At 29.3% G+C, this 18,209-nt stretch carries 18 protein-coding genes and 2 pseudogenes; 6 read left to right on the top strand and 14 right to left on the bottom strand.

What is annotated here, in order from left to right:
• Position 1 precedes the first annotated feature (1 nt).
• Positions 2-1,153 (top strand): M20 aminoacylase family protein, encoded by a 1,152-nt coding sequence (locus tag FBF10_RS05495; RefSeq protein WP_004308483.1) that lies wholly within the window; start codon positions 2-4, stop codon positions 1,151-1,153.
• A 3-nt stretch (positions 1,154-1,156) separates the two neighbouring features.
• Here FBF10_RS05495 and yaaA read toward each other — a convergent pair whose 3' ends face one another.
• Together yaaA and jlpA are read right to left on the bottom strand one after the other, a co-directional pair.
• Positions 1,157-1,897, bottom strand: a complete 741-nt coding sequence (gene yaaA, locus FBF10_RS05500) for a peroxide stress protein YaaA (protein ID WP_004308481.1) — start codon at positions 1,895-1,897, stop codon at positions 1,157-1,159.
• A gap of 92 nt (positions 1,898-1,989) precedes the next feature.
• Entirely contained in the window at positions 1,990-3,108 is a 1,119-nt protein-coding gene (gene jlpA, locus FBF10_RS05505; RefSeq protein WP_004308480.1) for a lipoprotein adhesin JlpA, read from the bottom strand.
• A gap of 219 nt (positions 3,109-3,327) precedes the next feature.
• Between jlpA and FBF10_RS05510 the strand changes: the two genes are divergently transcribed.
• Both FBF10_RS05510 and FBF10_RS05515 read left to right on the top strand, forming a co-directional pair.
• A complete protein-coding gene (locus FBF10_RS05510; RefSeq protein ID WP_002860724.1) occupies positions 3,328-4,167 on the top strand; it encodes a cysteine ABC transporter substrate-binding protein in 840 nt (279 codons plus the stop codon).
• 40 nt (positions 4,168-4,207) lie between these two features.
• Entirely contained in the window at positions 4,208-5,455 is a 1,248-nt protein-coding gene (locus tag FBF10_RS05515; protein WP_004308477.1) for an MFS transporter, read from the top strand.
• On the opposite strand, the gene FBF10_RS05520 is transcribed toward FBF10_RS05515, so the two are convergent.
• Positions 5,438-6,706, bottom strand: coding sequence for a M20/M25/M40 family metallo-hydrolase (locus tag FBF10_RS05520; RefSeq protein ID WP_004308475.1), 1,269 nt, complete (start codon positions 6,704-6,706; stop codon positions 5,438-5,440). The genes FBF10_RS05515 and FBF10_RS05520 overlap by 18 nt on opposite strands.
• Positions 6,707-6,773: 67 nt before the next feature.
• Here FBF10_RS05520 and FBF10_RS05525 point away from each other — a divergent pair, with 67 nt between their 5' ends.
• Both FBF10_RS05525 and FBF10_RS05530 read left to right on the top strand, forming a co-directional pair.
• Positions 6,774-7,301, top strand: coding sequence for a thermonuclease family protein (locus FBF10_RS05525; RefSeq protein WP_004308473.1), 528 nt, complete (start codon positions 6,774-6,776; stop codon positions 7,299-7,301).
• A gap of 8 nt (positions 7,302-7,309) precedes the next feature.
• Positions 7,310-7,483 (top strand): hypothetical protein, encoded by a 174-nt coding sequence (locus FBF10_RS05530; RefSeq protein WP_002853638.1) that lies wholly within the window; start codon positions 7,310-7,312, stop codon positions 7,481-7,483.
• Here FBF10_RS05530 and FBF10_RS05535 read toward each other — a convergent pair whose 3' ends face one another.
• The 8 genes and pseudogenes from FBF10_RS05535 to FBF10_RS05570 all read right to left on the bottom strand — a co-directional run bounded on the left by FBF10_RS05535 (position 7,484) and on the right by FBF10_RS05570 (position 15,315).
• Positions 7,484-8,062, bottom strand: a complete 579-nt coding sequence (locus FBF10_RS05535) for a hypothetical protein (protein ID WP_002873190.1) — start codon at positions 8,060-8,062, stop codon at positions 7,484-7,486.
• 72 nt (positions 8,063-8,134) lie between these two features.
• Positions 8,135-9,025 (bottom strand): tRNA 5-methoxyuridine(34)/uridine 5-oxyacetic acid(34) synthase CmoB, encoded by an 891-nt coding sequence (gene cmoB / locus FBF10_RS05540; RefSeq protein ID WP_079263718.1) that lies wholly within the window; start codon positions 9,023-9,025, stop codon positions 8,135-8,137.
• 82 nt (positions 9,026-9,107) lie between these two features.
• Positions 9,108-10,836, bottom strand: a pseudogene (locus FBF10_RS05545) (ShlB/FhaC/HecB family hemolysin secretion/activation protein).
• A gap of 58 nt (positions 10,837-10,894) precedes the next feature.
• Positions 10,895-11,035 (bottom strand): hypothetical protein, encoded by a 141-nt coding sequence (locus tag FBF10_RS05550; protein WP_002860721.1) that lies wholly within the window; start codon positions 11,033-11,035, stop codon positions 10,895-10,897.
• Positions 11,036-11,297: 262 nt separating this feature from the next.
• Positions 11,298-11,621, bottom strand: coding sequence for a hypothetical protein (locus FBF10_RS08780; protein ID WP_002853350.1), 324 nt, complete (start codon positions 11,619-11,621; stop codon positions 11,298-11,300).
• Positions 11,622-11,711: 90 nt separating this feature from the next.
• Entirely contained in the window at positions 11,712-12,188 is a 477-nt protein-coding gene (locus tag FBF10_RS08785) for a hemagglutinin (RefSeq protein WP_240373372.1), read from the bottom strand.
• 231 nt (positions 12,189-12,419) lie between these two features.
• Complete coding sequence (locus FBF10_RS08790) at positions 12,420-12,662, bottom strand: hemagglutination domain protein (RefSeq protein WP_025998005.1); 243 nt, start codon at positions 12,660-12,662, stop codon at positions 12,420-12,422.
• A gap of 368 nt (positions 12,663-13,030) precedes the next feature.
• A pseudogene (locus tag FBF10_RS05570) lies at positions 13,031-15,315 on the bottom strand (hypothetical protein).
• A gap of 142 nt (positions 15,316-15,457) precedes the next feature.
• On the opposite strand from FBF10_RS05570, the gene FBF10_RS05575 reads away from it, so the two are divergent.
• On the top strand, positions 15,458-15,832 hold the full coding sequence (locus FBF10_RS05575) for a thioesterase family protein (RefSeq protein ID WP_002859213.1): 375 nt from the start codon (positions 15,458-15,460) through the stop codon (positions 15,830-15,832).
• Here the strand turns inward: FBF10_RS05575 and FBF10_RS05580 are convergent.
• The 3 genes from FBF10_RS05580 to FBF10_RS05585 are packed head-to-tail and all read right to left on the bottom strand — an operon-like array spanning position 15,824 to position 18,095.
• Positions 15,824-17,014 carry a hypothetical protein gene (locus FBF10_RS05580; RefSeq protein ID WP_004308464.1) on the bottom strand — a complete coding sequence of 397 codons (1,191 nt, stop codon included), beginning with the start codon at positions 17,012-17,014 and terminating at the stop codon, positions 15,824-15,826. The two genes, FBF10_RS05575 and FBF10_RS05580, sit on opposite strands and share 9 nt — an antisense overlap.
• On the bottom strand, positions 17,011-17,619 hold the full coding sequence (locus tag FBF10_RS08585; protein ID WP_002859215.1) for a uracil-DNA glycosylase family protein: 609 nt from the start codon (positions 17,617-17,619) through the stop codon (positions 17,011-17,013). The genes FBF10_RS05580 and FBF10_RS08585 overlap by 4 nt, the downstream gene beginning before the upstream one ends.
• Entirely contained in the window at positions 17,616-18,095 is a 480-nt protein-coding gene (locus tag FBF10_RS05585) for a GNAT family N-acetyltransferase (protein ID WP_004308462.1), read from the bottom strand. The genes FBF10_RS08585 and FBF10_RS05585 overlap by 4 nt, the downstream gene beginning before the upstream one ends.
• Between the last annotated feature and the right edge of the window lie 114 nt (positions 18,096-18,209).

The raw sequence follows: 18,209 nt of genomic DNA on the forward strand, positions 1-18,209 counted from the left end.
AATGAATTTAATTCCAGAAATACTAGACTTACAAGGCGAATTTGAAAAAATTCGTCATCAAATTCATGAAAATCCTGAGCTTGGTTTTGATGAATTATGTACTGCAAAATTAGTGGCGCAAAAATTAAAAGAATTTGGTTATGAGGTTTATGAGGAAATAGGAAAAACAGGCGTTGTGGGGGTTTTAAAAAAGGGGAATAGCGATAAAAAAATAGGACTTCGTGCAGATATGGATGCTTTGCCTTTGCAAGAATGCACAAATTTGCCTTATAAAAGCAAAAAAGAAAATGTAATGCATGCTTGCGGTCATGATGGACATACTACTTCTTTATTGCTTGCTGCAAAGTATTTAGCAAGTCAGAATTTTAATGGCATTTTAAATCTTTATTTTCAACCTGCTGAAGAGGGTTTGGGTGGTGCTAAGGCAATGATAGAAGATGGATTGTTTGAAAAATTTGATAGTGATTATGTTTTTGGATGGCACAATATGCCTTTTGGTAGCGATAAGAAATTTTATCTTAAAAAAGGTGCGATGATGGCTTCTTCGGATAGTTATAGCATTGAAGTTATTGGAAGAGGTGGTCATGGAAGTGCTCCAGAAAAGGCAAAAGATCCTATTTATGCTGCTTCTTTACTTGTTGTGGCTTTACAAAGCATAGTATCTCGCAATGTTGATCCCCAAAATTCAGCAGTTGTAAGCATAGGAACTTTTAATGCAGGACATGCTTTTAATATCATTCCAGATATTGCAACGATTAAAATGAGTGTTAGAGCATTAGATAATGAAACTAGAAAGCTAACTGAAGAAAAAATTTATAAAATTTGTAAAGGTCTTGCACAGGCTAATGATATAGAGATTAAAATCAATAAAAATGTTGTTGCACCAGTGACTATGAATAACGATGAAGCTGTGGATTTTGCTAGTGAGGTTGCAAAAGAATTATTTGGCGAAAAAAATTGTGAATTTAATCATCGTCCTTTAATGGCAAGTGAGGATTTTGGATTTTTTTGCGAAATGAAAAAATGTGCCTATGCTTTTTTAGAAAATGAAAACGACATTTATTTACATAATTCTAGTTATGTTTTTAATGATAAGCTTTTAGCTAGGGCTGCAAGTTATTATGCGAAGCTAGCTTTAAAATACTTAAAATAAAAACTAATCTAGAATTTCAAGCACAATTTCTTCCTTTAAACCTTTGATTTGAATTTCTTTGAGTTTTAGGTTTGAAGGAAGGTTTGCTAAAAGCTCTTTATTGTTTTTTATTTGGTTTTTTGCGCTTATGGAGAGTAAAATTCCCCTATAAGCTTTAGCAAAATGACTGATGACTTTACCATTTTTTACAAATTTATAAGTATAAAATTTCTTTTTTGGGGTGTAGAATTTATCATAAAATCCTGCTCTAAGATCAAGTATTTCTTTATTTTCTAAGTATTCATCTAAGGCTTTACTAAAATGTTCTTTATAAAATTTCTCTATGGCAAAATTTCCTATTTTAGCCCCTTGCTTGAATTTATAAAAAGGTAGGGTATCATTAGCTCTTACAACGCCAAAAAGATTAGAAAATATAAGAGTATTTTCTAAAATATAAGCTTGACTTTTTTTATCTAAAGCTTTAAAATTAAGATATTCATAACTTACCCCAGTATAAAGCAATATAGCTTCTTGAGTGGGAGCTTGTTTTAAGTTGTGTTTAAATTTATCAATTTCATTTTCGTTTTTAATGCCAAAAAGTTCTTGTAAATTTTTTAAACTTGCATTTTTGATAAATTCTCCATAATGCTTTAAAGCTTCCATTCTATAAGGAAATAATTCTTTAAATATAAATGAGTTTTCATCGATGGGATTTTTTGTACAATTTTCATTTTTGCTTTCACTAGGGGAGAATAAAATTTTCATTTTAGCCTTTTTTGTTAATGTTATGAAAACATTAAGAGCAAAGAAATTTAATCTTGCTTTTAATGTTTTTGAAGTTTTTATCATTTTAAAATTTAAAATGACGCTCCGCCCATTAACATAGAAAACATGATAAATGGAAGTATAATTTTTAACGCTTCTGTGGCATCTTGATTGTTGATGCTTAGTTTTTCTATGCTGTCGATTCCCTGTGTGCTATAGTCACTAACAGGGATGTTTTTAAATTTTAAATCAAGATTGAGTTTATAATCATCATTTTGAGTGATATTGTTTAAAATAGCTAAAGCTTTATCAAAGATTAATGCTTGTTCTTCATTTTGACTTTGAGTTTTTAAGGTTTGTAAATTTTCCTTAGCAGTTGTTATATAGCTACTAAATACGCCTTCGGTTTTAAGAGTTGAATCAATTTTAAAATTGTTTAAGATGATGTATTTTTGGATTGTATTGCTAAAATCTGAAGCTTGTTCGTAGTTTGCTATATTAAGAAGTTCATTGATAGCTTGTTCATCCATAGCTAAAGTTTGAGTGTTAAATTTTATACCCTTAGAATCAAGGTAATTAAGCAAATCTTCTTTTAGATTTATATTTAGATTTGTATTGAAATTTAATTTTGCGTTATAAAATTTTATATCAAGATTATCTAGATAATTGTTTTCTTGTTTGTTTATAGAGTTATCAAATGATAAAGTATAAGAATCCGAGCTTAATTTATTGATAAAAGATCTGATTTTTGGATCTTGTTGAAATAAGCTTGCATTGATGTCACTAACAACTTTTTCTCCAAGTTTAAAATCTTCAAAAACCAAATTTGATTGTATGCTTTTTTGGTTTTTAAAAAGATCGTTGTAATATTCTTTAATGCTAATTGATGTATTTGCTTCGCCTTTGTAAATTTCATTTGAACGAATTTTGATATTTTTTGCTTGAAATAGTTCTTGATACTCATCGTTATTATCTTTTGCAAGAGTTTTGAAATTTGGACTTAAACACGCTATAAAATCACCATCTGCATTGCATTTAAAATCAGAAAATTCAATCTTTATTCCAGAGTCCTGAGAAAGACTTGCAATTTCTTGTTTAACTGTTTGATTTAGTTGATTTTCATATTTTTTAACTGTTTTTTCATCTATGGAATTTCCGCAAGCTGAAAACAAAACAGCTATTCCAATAGAGAGAAAAATACCTTTTTTCATAGTTTTCTCCTTAAAAATTTAAAAAAAAGATTATATCTTTTTTTACTTAAAATTTAAACAATACTAAAAGAGAGTGTGTGATTAATTACATTTTTACACATAGGAAAATCTTTTTAGTTTGTTTCAAATGCATTATTTATAATTTTAAGTATAATTAACTTTGCAATTATTATATATTTTTGCAACAGCTTTAAGCTTATTTTTAAAGAAAGGAAATGTATGAAAAAAATACTTCTAAGTGTTTTAACGACCTTTGTTGCAGTAGTATTGGCTGCTTGTGGAGGAAATTCTGACTCTAAAACTTTAAATTCTCTTGATAAGATCAAGCAAAATGGAGTTGTTAGGATTGGGGTATTTGGCGATAAACCACCTTTTGGTTATGTAGATGAAAAAGGAAACAATCAAGGCTATGATATAGCTTTAGCTAAACGCATAGCAAAAGAACTTTTTGGCGATGAAAATAAGGTGCAATTTGTTCTTGTTGAAGCTGCAAATAGGGTTGAGTTTTTAAAATCAAATAAAGTAGATATTATTTTGGCTAATTTTACTCAAACTCCGCAAAGGGCAGAACAGGTTGATTTTTGCTTGCCTTATATGAAGGTAGCTTTAGGCGTAGCTGTACCAAAGGATAGTAATATAACTAGCGTAGAAGATTTAAAAGATAAAACCTTGCTTTTAAACAAAGGTACAACAGCAGATGCTTATTTTACGCAAAATTATCCTAATATTAAAACTTTAAAATATGATCAAAATACCGAAACCTTTGCCGCTTTGATGGATAAAAGAGGCGATGCTTTAAGTCATGATAATACCTTGCTTTTTGCTTGGGTGAAAGATCATCCTGATTTTAAAATGGGTATCAAAGAGTTAGGTAACAAAGATGTTATCGCACCAGCGGTTAAAAAAGGCGATAAAGAACTTAAAGAATTTATCGATAATTTGATCATTAAACTAGGCCAAGAGCAGTTTTTTCACAAGGCTTATGATGAAACTTTAAAAGCTCATTTTGGAGATGATGTTAAGGCTGATGATGTAGTGATTGAAGGTGGAAAAATTTAATAAAGGGCTTTTTGCCCTTTATATTGATTTAGGATAAAATATGCAAAAAAAATACAAAAATATTATTTATGCTTCTTTGGGTGGAATTTTAGAATTTTATGATTTTGTGCTTTTTGCCTTTTTTTTGGATATTTTTGCTAAGGTATTCTTTCCGCAAAATGATGCTTTTTGGATGCAGATAAATGCTTATATAGCCTTTGGTGCTGCTTATTTAGCGCGTCCTTTTGGTTCTATTGTGATGGCACATTTTGCTGATAGATATGGAAGAAAGAATATTTTTTATATTTCTATGCTTTTGATGGTTTTGCCTAGTTTTGCTTTAGCTTTTTTGCCAAGTTATGAAAGTATAGGTATATTTGCTACTTTGATTTTATTTACTATACGCATTTTGCAAGGTTTAGCCGTTGGAACTGAGGTGAGCGGAGCTTGGATTTATGTGAGCGAATTTGTCAAAGGGCGTCAAATTCCTTTAGCTCTTGGTTTTATTTCAGCGACTTTAACCATAGGTTTATTGCTAGGAAATATTGCCACTTTAGGCATAAGATCTTATTTTACCCCAGAAGAAGTTCAAAGCTATGCTTGGAGAATTCCTTTTATCATAGGAGGATTTTTTGGAATTTTAGCTTTGTTTTTAAGAAATAAACTCAGCGAAACTCCAGAATTTATAAAAGTTCAAAATGAAAAGAAAATTTTAAGTTTTCCATTGTTCGAAGCTTTAAAAACTCATAAAATGAGTATGCTTGTTTGTTTTTTAATGACCATGGTTTTAACAAGCGGTGTGGCAACTTTGATGATTTTACCTAAGTATTTTGAAAGTCTTTTAGCTATGAGTAAAACTTCTGCTTTATGGGTGCAAAATTTTGCTATTTTAGCGGTGATTTTTGGAGCTTTATTTCAAGGTTTTTTAGCAAGCAAATGGGGAAGCTATAGGATTTGTTTTATTTTTAGTATAGCTTTTATTATTTTTGGTGTGCTTTTTAGTTTTTATGATGAGAATTTTTTATTTTATTTTTTACTGGCTTGTTTTGCACAAGGTATTATTACTTTCGCGCCTGTTTTTATGACGCAAATTTTTAAAAGTGAACTGAAATTTAGCGGGCTTAGTTTTGCTTATAATATTTCTTATGCGATTTTAGGTTTTTTAACCCCTTTTATAGTTAATGCTTTTTATAAAGAGTATTTGGGTGTTTATCTTGCTATAGTGGGATCTTGTTCCTTGCTTTGCGTGTTTTTGTTAAAACGCGTTTTTGCAAGAAGCAAGATTAAAGAATTAAGCATTGTCTTTTAAAACTTCAAAAACAACCTTAGATATTTTTTCAACTGAAGCGATTTCACAATGCTCATCAGTTGAATGAGGATTATGGATATTTGGGCCTATAGAAGCGCATAAAAGCTCTTGTTTTTTCTCTATAATGCCACACTCAAGCCCTGCATGGATAGCTGAAACTTTGGCATTAGGCGATACTTTTTTAAGCGCTTTAAAAACCATGTCGCTAAGTGCGTTTGGTTTGCCTTCCCAAGGTGGATAGAAATTAAAACTTCTTACTTTAAAATCAAAAGCCTTGAAAAATTCTAAAGTTTCAAATTCTACTTGCTTAAGTCCATCAAGTATATTAGATCTTGCAAAAAGTGCGAATTTGATTTGGTTATCTTGCATTCTTAAAGTAGCTAGGTTAATGCTTGTTTGAACTATATCTAGATTTTCATCATAAGCTCTAACTCCATGAGTGAAAGAATTTATAAGGCTTAAAAGTTTTTTACTTTGATCGCAAATTTCAAATTCGCCTTCTTCTTTAAATTCACATTTTATCCAGTTATTACTCTTTACTTCATCTTTAAAATGCACTAAAGCTTTGGCGTGTTTAGGTATAGAATTGATTCTTTCTCCGCCTTCAAAAGAAATGATTTCTCCTTCATTCTCTTGTATGAATTTAGCCATTTCTTTGATGGAACTTTTTTCATTGCGTATGATATTTATGCCTGAGTGTCCACCTTTAAAATTTTGCGCACAAAGCTCATAAATTTTACCCTTTTTTCTAAGGGTATTAAAAGACAAACTTGCTTCTATATCTACTCCACCTGCACAGCCTATCATGATCTCATCATCGCTTTCATGATCTAAATTTAAAAGCATTTTAGATTCTAAAGTGTGCTCGAGTGAATTCACTCCCATGAGTCCTACTTCTTCATCGTTTGTAAAAAGACATTCTAAATTTTCAAATTCAGCTATAGCACTCATCATGATGGCTATACCTATGCCATTATCTGCACCAAGACTTGAATTTTTGGCTCTTAAAAAGCCATTTTCTTCATAAACTTCTAAGTTTGGTGCATCGCCCATACAGACCATATCATAATGGCTTTGTAGACAAATTTTTGGTTTGCCTTTTATGGCATGGATATTTCCTGCCTTATCTACACTCACCTTAAAGCCTTTATCTTTGGCGTAAGAGCTTAAAAATTCTTTCATTTGTTCTGTTTCATAACTGCAATGAGGAATTTTGCATAATTGTTTAAAATTTTCTATAACATTTTGCATTTTATCTCCTTTGTTTTGATAAAATTATGGCATATTTTTTAAAATTTAAAGGCAAAATGATTAAAAAATGAGAATAAATTATAAAAAATTATTTAATCTAAGAAAATTATTAAGTGATCCAAAAAAACTTTTTTCTGTATTAATCTTCACTCTTGTAGTTGTTTTTATCCAGAACTATATTGCCCAAAATTCTAGTTTTGAAGGAAAAGTAGTTAGAATTATTGATGGAGATACTATAGAAGTTAATCATGAAAACAAACTCGCTAGAATAAGATTTTTTGGTATAGATGCACCAGAACTTAAACAAAGTTTTGGAAAGCAATCAAAAGAAACTTTAAGTAGAATTTTAAGCGGCAAACAAGTTGAAATTATTTATAAAAATAAAGATACTTATGGTAGAATTGTTGCTATTGTAAAGCTTAATGATGTTGATATTAATCGATTTTTGGTAAGCAAAGGCTATGCTTGGGCTGATACTTACTATAGTAACGCTTATACCAAAGAACAAGAAAATGCTAAGAAAAATCATTTAGGCCTTTGGAAAGAGAGTAATCCTATAGAGCCTTATAAATGGAGAAAACACAATAAATTCTAAGGAAAAACATGAAAAAATATACTTTAATGGTGCTATTAGCTTTAGGAATTTCTGGATGTTTTGTAAATGAAAGAGGGATTTCAAATCGTTTTTATGATGATTGTAAAGAGTATTATGATGGAAGCGGAACTTATCATAAGGATTGCCCAAAAAATTGGGTAGATATTAAAATGACTCCTTGATTATTTTCCACCCACAGAGGCCATTAATGCAGCTGCTACGGCTTCTGGATTGTTGATTTTGGCACCTTGTTCTTGATTTTCTGTAGGTTTAACAGTGTTAAGTGGCGGACGCTTGAGTTTAAATATATGCTCATCAGTGCTAACAACTTGTATCGTTCCTTCAAACATTTTAATTTCTTTAACATGCCCGACCACTTTTACATCTCTTTTTTTGGAGGTTTCGTCAAAAAGTGCATGAGCTTCAAGTTCTAAAACATCGCCTAATTTAAGCGGAGCATAAAAAAAACATTTTGATCCAATAATCACTGAAAATTCTTTATTGATAGAGGCTTGTGCTACATAGTTTGCCGCAGCGAAAATAAAGGCATCAAAAATCAATCCTTGATCATCTGCTACCATTTCGCTTGTGGTTATTAAAATTGATTTGGCATAGTTTTTATCAATTTCTATAATGGTTCCAGCAAGCGAGGTGTTTAATTCAGGACAAGTGAGTAATTCTGCTCTAACGCGAGATATATCTTCTGCAGATGCGTATTCTTCAAGTTGTGCATATTCTTCAAAATTATCTTTTTTTGCCATATCTAACCTTTAAATTCTACTTATCTACTTCAAAATATCTAAAATTCAATATCGGCAAAAAATAAAAAGAATTTATATTTTAATGCGTATATAAACTCTTTTGGGTGCTTCATAGCCTTCAATGGTAAGATTTTTATCCTTTGGATCTAAGAAATTTTCCAGCGAAAAAGAGTCTATCCATTCTGTTTTTCTTTGTTCGTTTTCATCGGTTTTTTTTGTAGCCAAAACTTCAAATTCTTTAAATCCTGCTCTTTCACACCAGTTTTTTAATGCACTAATGCTTGGTACAAAATAAATATTTGGAATTTTAGAATAAGTTTTATTAGGCACAAGAGCGATTTCTCTCTCATCTTCTATATACATGGTATCTAAAAAAACAACTCCATTTTTATTAAGTCCTGCTTTTAAATCTTTTAGCATTTTTATAGGATCACTTCTATGATAAATCACCCCAAGACAGAAAATCACATCAAATTTCAAGCCATAGCTTGGAAGATCTTCTACGCCTAAAAGTTCGTATTTTATAGGAGTTTTAGCTAAAGCGTTAATGAGTTCAAATTGCAAACGGTATTTGATAGAAGGATCAAAACCTATGAGTTTTACAGGATTAAATTCAAGCATTTTAAACATATAATAACCATTATTACAGCCTATATCAGCAACGCATTTTTGAGAAATTTCGTTCATGAAAGGCTTTAGAATGTTGAATTTAATAAAACTTTGCCATTCTGTATCGATGAAAAGATCGTCTATTTTAAAAGGACCTTTTCTCCATGGTTTAAGTTCTTTTGCTATAGCTAAGATTTCATCTTTGGCTTGAGAATTTGTAGATAAATTCACGCTATCGCCTAAAGAAAAATTACAAGCAAGATTGAGAGCTTTAAGTTCTTGAATTTTAGCGTATAAAGGGTGATTTAGAAATTGTTTTTCAAATAAATTTTCTTGCATTTTTATCCTTGACATTTGCTTTTAATGCTAAATTATAACATTAAAAGCTTTTATGGCAATATAAATTATATGCATTAAATATTTGATCAAAAATAACTCAAAAATACTTTCTAAAGATTACATAAGCTTTAGAACTATAATCATCATCTAGCTTATACTTCTTTAAAGCTCTAGCTAAATCAAGCTTGACATAAAAATTCCCTGTTTTATTATAAAGCAGTTGTAAACCATAAGCATCCATATAGTTTGTATAAGAATCATTCTCATACCAAGAATAACTTAGTATCATAAAAAGGAGTCATATAAAAATCTTTTAAAGGAGTAGCCATTCTAAGTCCAAAGATGGCCACTACAGCATTATCTCCTTCTCCATCTCCATTATTATAAGCCCTTACTCCATAAGGACCTCCTAAAGATATGGTTTCACTACTATCTAATGTAGATCCATTGATAACTTGTTGATAATTTAAACTAAAAAGATGAGTAAAGGTATCATTAAGGAAATAAGCATTGTTAAGATTGACATTGAGTTTAGCAAATTTTCCAAATTCTACTCCACCTACTTTGCTTGTTCCTATACCTACTATAGTCATACCTTCATCTTTAACATTACCATAGCTTATTAGCACTATAAGAAAAACTATCATTACTAATACCATTATAAACTCCTTCTATACCAAAGCTTATTGTATCAGAGCTTTTATCAAAAGTTAAAATATCAAATTTAGAATCACGAAGCTTTTTATGATAATAACTTGAAGTTAAATAAAAAGAATTATAAGTCGTAATCCACAAAGGATATTTTAAATCTATACCTAGATTTTCAGAAGTTCCTATAAAGTCAAATTCTCTCCAAATTCCCCATAAAGCATAGTTTCCTTTAGAATAGCTTCGAGTGATTTTTAAATTCCCCAAGAAAGTAGTATAATTTATACCATAGTTAGTTTGTGCTTCATCGCTTCTTTGCAAGTAAGCATTAGACTATCTCCTTGATGAGCTATGTTATTAAAACTCATGCTAGTACCACCCCTATATCTGCCTGATTCTTTTATACCGTAATTATCCCCATAAAACAATACAGAAACAAAGCTATCACTAGGGGTAGTTTCTATCACTACATCTGTTTCGCCTGGATTATCTCCTGCTTTTAAAGAAGCAAGGGTTTGTATGCCATACATTTCATTGACTTTATAAACCGCATCTTCTACTAATTTAGTAGTGATGATTTCACCTTTATGATTAGGTAATTTGCTTTCTATAGCATAATCTCTTACACTAGAATTGTTTTGAACCACATATTTACCTAAAACACCTAAGGTGATATTGATTTGAATTTGATCTTTTAGTTCTTGTTGTGGGATATAAGCTGTAGCAGCAGGATAACCACTAACTTGAACATAATAAGAAATAATATTGGCTATATCTTGTAAGTCTTGAACTGAAATACTTTCTTTTTTGTAATCGTTTAAGGCTTCTTGTAAAACTTGCTCATCTAAACCTAGATCTTTAAAGTTTATGTTTTTATTGGTAATATGAAAGTTAAAGCTAACTTTATGAATTGATTCTTCTTTAGAAGTATTTTTTAAAGAAGGAGTGTTTGAATTTGGGGTTTTAGTTTTTAAAGTATTATCATTAGACAAGTTAGGTTGATTTTTTTGAGTGTTGTTATTATCTTTTTGAGTGTTTTTCTTTGTGTTAGTGGTTTTTGAATTATTATTATCACTAGTATTAGAATGATCTATGATAATCACTCCATCTTTTACTTTTAAAGTGTTATTGTAGTTTTTTAAGTTAGCATCTTCTTTATAAGGAGATTGTTCTAACATTTGTATGGTTTTTTTATTATCTTTAGTATCACTAGCATAAAGGCTTAAGATAGCTAAACTAGATAGTAAGATAATGCGTTTTATTTAAATTTTCCTTAGTGTTTGTTTGATTTTTAATCTTTAAACTTTGTTTGTTTTTTAATTTTTTAACAAGATCCAAAAGGCTTTTAACCTTTTGGATTTTAATCATCTTGAGCAAGGATTTCCTGCTTTAAAACTATCCGATACTATACAACATTACCACTTTCTTGAGTACTGGCTTCATCTATACTTGCTTGTTTATCATCTTCATTGATATTTGGATCTTCATCTGTAGTTTGTATAAAAAGCTGTAGCAATGCCAGGTTCTTGTTGTCCTATGGTATCATTTGGGTTATTATTAGAACCGTTGTTGTTGCTATTGTTAATATCACCTGAATCGGTTCCATTGTTTCCGTTGTTGGAGTTGTTAGATCCTAAATTTATAATGGATACTGGCTTATAGTTTGCACTATATTTTCATTGACTGTAAGATGACTAGTTCCATTTATGCTCGCACTTGCTAAAGTTTTATTAGAATTTTCTAAACTAGAATTAGTACTCGCTGTAGCGATTTGAAGAGCTATTGTAGCTTGTTGTAAATCACTAGAAACTTTATCTACAGCTTGTTTTAAACCTGCAATAACTTTATCGCCATTATTACCTGTTATACCACTTAGAGCTGTATTGTAAGCTTTAACTGCTTCATTATAAGCATTTGCAGCAGTATCGTAAGTTTTTTGAGCGTTTTCTTGCCCTTCGGTCATTTTAGGAATTTTGAGAAAGAATTTCCTTTGTTTTAATAATGGCTTGATTAGCTTTTCCTAGATCACCATAAGAATTTCCCAATACTTCCTTTAAAGCGTTTGCAAATGTTGCATATTGCTATCTTGAGTTTGTCCATATAAAGCAGTAATAAAATCCATACTTTGATTAATGCTTGTTAGTTCATCAGCTGTTAATATTTTTCCATCTTTATAAAATTTACTTAAGTCGCTAATATCAACACTAGAATTAAATTTCAAGTCATTAAATATAGAATTTAAAACTTCATTTGAGATGTTATCTTTAGCAATAAGATCGCTAGTTTCTTTATAACCTATTGTGTCTGTTGGATCTCCTCCTGGTCCAGTTAAGCCTTTATTAGATCTTATACTCAATATTACAGAGTCTTCTTTTTTTATTGTATTTGATGCAGGACCACGAATGACAAATGTATCATTACTATAGACATTAAGATAGACGGTATTGGATTGTTCTTTTTTATTTGTAAAAATGAATTTACCATAATCAGTGCCACCATATTTCATATTTGAAACTTGATTGCCTGCCATAGCAACTCTTTCTCCTACCGTTATAGTTTCTAAATTTATAACATTTCCTGCATTGGATTTAATTACAGGTGATATTGTTTTAGGATTTCCTTTAAATGCTGAAAGTTTTCCATCTTTTGCAAACTCCTTCATCTCCTTATCACCTATTGATGAAGCAGACAGAACAATTTTTTTCCACCTTTACCCACTACTATGCCATTAGGATTGATTAAAAAGATATTATTGCTTCCACTATTGAGTGTTCCATCTATAATGAGAGCTTTTAGAACCATAGACAATATTTAAATAATTTTGGTTAGTTTTTCCTTGTCCAAAATTTACAGTTTCATCACTTGCTATATTAAAACCACCACTAACACTTATACTTCCACTTGTTCCATGAGTGAACTTACCCCCACTTGGTAAAGCATAGCTTTGTGTAAAAAGTAAAGAACCTACAACTAAAGACAAAGAAAGTTTATTTAACTTTTTCATGACTTGCTCCTTTTTGTAAGATTAAGATTTAAGAATCTTTTGTTTATATTTATAAAAATACAAATAAATCATTCCTATCTTAAAAATAGGAATGATTTATTTTATCCTTGCATAAATGTTTTTGTCATCTTGAGATATTCTTACTTCATAAGAAAGCTTTTGTAGGTTCATATTTTCTAATCTATCTATAGAACTTAGTTTAAAATCTTCTTTGTTTTTTGCATTTTTTCAATAAAGCTTTGAAGTTCTTCTTGATTTAAAATATTAGAGTTTTCATCTATAAAACCTTGCTCACTTTATAAGATTAAGATTTCTTTATTTTTAATATAGGGGTATTACTCTTTGAGGGTGTAAAGAGCTAATACTCCCTAGCTAGAAATATTAATAGGAGTATCGTATGACTTCAAAAGGGGAGTTGTGTTGATTTTATTGGATATAAGAAGATAATAATGCTCAAAGTTATTAATAATTCTAGCTTCAACTTTAGTATTTAAAATCAGTCTATTGTTTTTACTTAAACTGATATCTGAAGGAGTTATAGCATTAGAAGCACTATAATTATCTTCATAATGTACTAAGGCTCCTGCTAATATATCATGAAAGTGTTTTTAAATATATTTAAATTCCCGCCTATATAAGGTATTATTATAAGATTTAGCTTCACTTAAACCTGTAATGGCCGAAGGAGCTATAAAAACAGAATTGTTATTTTTATACTCATCAAGATTGAGATTGTTTATGATTAAGGTATTATCATGGCCATTGTTTGAAAGTTCAGCTATAATACTTAAAATTCCTTCTCTTTTATCTGAAGCTATACCAAATAAAGTATCATTGATAATGATTTTATTATAAGCAGCTTCATTATAAGCCATAATCAAATAAGCATTATCAGCTGCATTAGAAGAATAGTTTTTTATATTTATGATATTATGATTAGCTTTATCTAAAGCTCTTATGATGATTTTAGAACCTTTATCTGTATTACTTGCATCAGTAATGCTTTGAACATTGTTATAATTTATAGTATTATAAGAAGCTTCTTTGGCTTCTGTTAATACAGTTAGATTTCTAAAAGAAGCAAAATCTTTAATCGATACTTTATTGTTATTAGCACTACTAGGATAAAAGTCTTGATTATTAAGAATATTTTTCTTAGCTGTATAAATGTATACAGGTAAGGTTGACATAGAATTATTAATATAAACTTTATTATAATCCGCACTGCCTTCTAAGGTTCTAGCAGCTACAATATTTAAAGCATCTTTATAGCTTTGAGAAAGATCGGTTGTGGTAAGATCGTTTTTAATGTTAATGGTATTATGATTAGCTCCTTTAGTTGCAAAGCCACCATAAAAAGAATGTTGGTTATAACCTAAGAAGTTATTAGCGATTTCTAAAGGATGTTTTAATTCTATGTTTAAGGTATTATAATTTGCTTCTCCATTATTAGAAGCTCCTGCATAGAAGTTAAACAAAGCTTGAGCAAAAATGTTCTCATTGTTTTTATCTTTTTTTATGTTTTTAATATCTTTTAATATTGATAGTATTATCTAAGGCTTGTCCTTGTTCGGTTTTTCCACCCCAAAAATCAGCAAATAAAACAGAATTATAAGCTAAGGGTTGTTTATCATGGTTCATATACATATCAAGATTAAAACCATCTATGTCTAAAAGGTTTTTACTGGCTTGAAAGTTTTTATCTGATTCGCTATCTATATAACCTGCGCTAATATGAGCAGCAGCTAAACTAGCATAAGCTTTGCTTGGACTATGGATAATCATATTAGTATCTTTGATAAAGATTTTATTGTTTTTTACATTACCTTGATAAGCTAAACCACCTACAAGGTGAGTGATTCTTTCATCAAAGGTATTATTACCATTTTTATCTTTTTTAGGCAAGGAAGTAAAAAACTCTACACTGCTACCTGCTTTTATATTTAAACTATTATTTGTAGAATCTCCATAAGTGGCTATAGCTCCGATTAAATAAGGAGAACCATTTAAGGCTAAATCATAAGTATTCTCAACTCCCATACTAATATGGGCATCTTTTTGAAGTATGGTTTGGTTATAGCTTGCATTACTATAATGAGTAAAGGTAGAACTCATTAAGAAATTCATGCGTTGATTGCTTTTAGAATTACTAGGGTTTTTATATGAGTATCTTTAGGTTTAAGATAAAAAACCGAACTAAGTTCTCCTTGTTCTAATATAAGTTTGTTATAACTTGCATCAGCATGATCGGTTTTTGCTGTGATTAAAAAAGGAAGCACTCTAACTGTTTTTATACTACGATCGGCTGTATTAACACCATGCCTTGCTTTAAAAGAAAGAACTTCATCTTCTCTCATATCAGGAGTAAGTAAATAATGTTAAAATTTAAATCGTTTATATTTGTAATATTTGGTTTATGATTGTTATATATTAAAGTAATATTGTTAATATCTTGTTTAGAACTCTTAGCATAATAATTTATACCTTGGAATTTTTTATAAGTAGAATTGGTTTTATCATAAAGTTCGTTATCATTAAAATAATGCTTTGGAATATTGAAATTTCGATTGTCTGTAGTATTTGCTTGAGTGGCTGTAAAAGCGTTGATGCTTAAGAAGGTAACAATGGAAAGTTTAAAACAAAATTTCTCTATACCCCCTCCCAGTGAAGTTAAAAAGCTTTATTAAATTAAGATTGGACGGAATTTTTTAATATAAACTAAAAAGCGATATCAAAGAATTTCCGTTGTATAATCTAATGTTTTTTAAATGTGAAATATTTTTTAAGGTAAAGCGATGAAAATGCGTGTGTATTATGAAGATACTGATGCGGGTGGAGTGGTGTATCATAGTAATTATTTAAAATTTTGCGAGAGAGTAAGAAGTGAAATTTTTTTCAATAAAAAAGTAGATATTTTTGATGCGTCTAAGGGACATTTTTTACTTACAAAAGCAAATTGCAATTTCTTAAAACCTGCAAAACTTGGAGATATGATAGAGATTAAAACAAAAATTTTAGAAGTCAAAAATGCTTCTGTGGAAATTTTACAAGAAATTTATAAAGATGAAATTTTGTTTTTTAAAATGGAATTAACTTTAGCTTTTATTAAAAACGAAAAACCAGCTAGAATGGATATGCAGTTAAAAAAGCTCTTTGAAGAATTATTTTAATTCTTCAAAGCTTGCTTGCTTACCTTGCATAAGACGCACTTTGTAATCAACTTGAGAATTTTTGATTTTCTCATCAAATAAACTTTCGCTTTTTTTATTTAGGAATTCGGTATAAAAGTAATCAACTCCTATGCTAGTAGCATAAGCAATCCAGTTATAATCTATACTTTGATTAAAAATTTCATTAAGATAGACTAAGTTATCATCGTGGTTATTGATAGAATTAGCAATGATAAAATTTTCTCTATCTCCTTGTTGTGTTAAACTTAAAAATGTTGGATTATAGTTGATTTGAGTGGATAAAAGCACATAAGGATGAATGTTATAAATTCTTAGTTGAGAACTTGCTAGAGCTGTTTTGATCAATGGAGTGTTAAAAAATATTGAGGCATTATTAACTCCACCTTGTGATCTTAAAAGTCTGCTGAAATCAAGCTTCTCGCCTTCTATGGTATATATTCTAGCATTATTATTTTGAGCAAGAATTCTTGAATTTAGATTGCTTGATAAGGCAGAGCCATCGCTAAATATTGCGATATTAGCATTTGATTTGCTTAAAAGTGTGGCAATTTGAGCATCATAGTCAATACTTCCAAAAATAATATTTTGATTTGAAATTTGTATGTTGTTTTTATGGATAGTCGGTATGAAAATTTTCATATTTCCTGAGTAATTTTTCAACTCATTAGCACCTTTTAGAGTAAATCCAGCTATGGCATACTGATATCCTTGAGCTTGTGCTGCATCAAGCGCGGCTCGAATTTTATTACTATCTTCTGTGCCGGTTAAAAAAACTTTTACTTTGATTTCGGCTCTTTGTCTTAAAAGATAGGCTATGCTTGAATTTATTATAGTATTTGAGTAGCTTTTTATGGTTTTTTCTGGGATAATTATCGCAAGTTTAACAGAAGTAATTTTTTGAACATTTTTTTCAAAATCAGTAATGGAATTTAATAATTTTGCATAAACATTAGATAAAAATTGATCATTTTGATCTGCAAATTCACTTAAAAAACTAAGATACAATCTTGATTCTAAAAGATCAAAAAGACAGTTTGTGTTGCATTCTTGAACGCTTAATTTAGGATAAAAATTTTCAACAGGTTTTACATCGACTAATTTTTGCTCTTTTGCATTAAGCAAAAAGCAAGATAAGAAAAATATTAAAAATATTTTTTTCATAAAAATCCTTTAATTTTTTTTAAATCTTGTATGAAATTTTTTTCATAACTTGGATTTTTTTCTATAAAATCTAAATCATAACTTGGCATTATGAAAAAATTTTTATAAGCAAAAACTTCACCTTTTAAAATGTGATAATCTTTAAATCCCAAGTTTTTAAATGTGTATTCTCCTAGACAAAGCAAAAAAGCAGGTTGAATCAGTTTTAGTTCGTTCCAGAAAAATGGTAAGCAAGATTGTAGCGAAAAATCATCAAATTTTCCATTACAAAAACATTTAAATAAATAAGAAAAATAAAAATCTTCATCGCAAAGCCCTAAAATTTGATAAATATAGTGTTTTAATTTTTCACCTTTTTTTGAATTAAGTAAAATTCCGCTTTCATTTTCACTCTTTTGCCCAAAAACATCAAGAATTAGCAATTTGACATTTTTTATCTTAGGTTCCATAAGACTAAATTTTCTTGTTTTGGAAAATTGGCATAAGGTGCAAGATGAAACAAGTTGTTTTAATTCTTGAAAATTTTGTACTTGTTCAAAGTGGTTTGTATGTGTATCAACAAAGTTAAATCCCATAGCTTTTAAATAATAAAGACTTCTTATCATAAATCACACAATTTTTCTAAATTTCCTCCACTTAGACGATAATTTCTCCATTGTTTAAGATGTTTAGCGTTTAAACTTTCATAAAAATTAATACCTAAAATATTATCATTTAAGCAAACCCAGTCGAGTCTTTTTAAATTTTCTTTTTTGCAAATTTCTCCTAAAAATTTAAACACAGCTTTTCCATAACCTTTTTTACGAAAATTTTCTCGTATATAAATATCTTCAAGATAAATTCCACCGCTGCCCCAAAAAGACGAAAAAGTATAAAAATAAATCATATAGCCTATAGTTTTTTCATTTTCTTTTAACAAAAAAGCACGAGCAAATTTATTTTTTAGTAAAGAATGTTCCAGTTTTTCTTTCGTGCATTGAAGAAAATCTAACATATCTTCGTATTTTGCAAATTCTATGATCATTTCTTGTAAAATATCTAAATCTTCTTGTCTTAAATCAATAATTTTAAATTCTGACATTTTTAACCTTTTAAAAATAATTTCAAAATTTATCAAAAGAATTTAAAAATTACTCTTAATCAAAAGCAATTTATAAGTAAGATTAAGATAAAATACAAGTTTATTTTATAATTT

Source organism: Campylobacter sp. CFSAN093249 (genome assembly GCF_011067895.1).
Lineage (GTDB): Bacteria > Campylobacterota > Campylobacteria > Campylobacterales > Campylobacteraceae > Campylobacter_D > Campylobacter_D jejuni.

Bases quoted from the DNA above. Each gene is read 5' to 3' on its own strand.
- FBF10_RS05495 (WP_004308483.1), top strand. From the start codon at position 2: ATGAATTTAATTCCAGAAATACTAGACTTACAAGGCGAATTTGAAAAA.
- yaaA (WP_004308481.1), bottom strand. From the start codon at position 1,897: ATGAAAATTTTATTCTCCCCTAGTGAAAGCAAAAATGAAAATTGTACA.
- jlpA (WP_004308480.1), bottom strand. From the start codon at position 3,108: ATGAAAAAAGGTATTTTTCTCTCTATTGGAATAGCTGTTTTGTTTTCA.
- FBF10_RS05510 (WP_002860724.1), top strand. From the start codon at position 3,328: ATGAAAAAAATACTTCTAAGTGTTTTAACGACCTTTGTTGCAGTAGTA.
- FBF10_RS05515 (WP_004308477.1), top strand. From the start codon at position 4,208: ATGCAAAAAAAATACAAAAATATTATTTATGCTTCTTTGGGTGGAATT.
- FBF10_RS05520 (WP_004308475.1), bottom strand. From the start codon at position 6,706: ATGCAAAATGTTATAGAAAATTTTAAACAATTATGCAAAATTCCTCAT.
- FBF10_RS05525 (WP_004308473.1), top strand. From the start codon at position 6,774: ATGAGAATAAATTATAAAAAATTATTTAATCTAAGAAAATTATTAAGT.
- FBF10_RS05530 (WP_002853638.1), top strand. From the start codon at position 7,310: ATGAAAAAATATACTTTAATGGTGCTATTAGCTTTAGGAATTTCTGGA.
- FBF10_RS05535 (WP_002873190.1), bottom strand. From the start codon at position 8,062: ATGGCAAAAAAAGATAATTTTGAAGAATATGCACAACTTGAAGAATAC.
- cmoB (WP_079263718.1), bottom strand. From the start codon at position 9,025: ATGTCAAGGATAAAAATGCAAGAAAATTTATTTGAAAAACAATTTCTA.
- FBF10_RS08780 (WP_002853350.1), bottom strand. From the start codon at position 11,621: ATGACCGAAGGGCAAGAAAACGCTCAAAAAACTTACGATACTGCTGCA.
- FBF10_RS08785 (WP_240373372.1), bottom strand. From the start codon at position 12,188: ATGGCAGGCAATCAAGTTTCAAATATGAAATATGGTGGCACTGATTAT.
- FBF10_RS08790 (WP_025998005.1), bottom strand. From the start codon at position 12,662: ATGAAAAAGTTAAATAAACTTTCTTTGTCTTTAGTTGTAGGTTCTTTA.
- FBF10_RS05575 (WP_002859213.1), top strand. From the start codon at position 15,458: ATGAAAATGCGTGTGTATTATGAAGATACTGATGCGGGTGGAGTGGTG.
- FBF10_RS05580 (WP_004308464.1), bottom strand. From the start codon at position 17,014: ATGAAAAAAATATTTTTAATATTTTTCTTATCTTGCTTTTTGCTTAAT.
- FBF10_RS08585 (WP_002859215.1), bottom strand. From the start codon at position 17,619: ATGATAAGAAGTCTTTATTATTTAAAAGCTATGGGATTTAACTTTGTT.
- FBF10_RS05585 (WP_004308462.1), bottom strand. From the start codon at position 18,095: ATGTCAGAATTTAAAATTATTGATTTAAGACAAGAAGATTTAGATATT.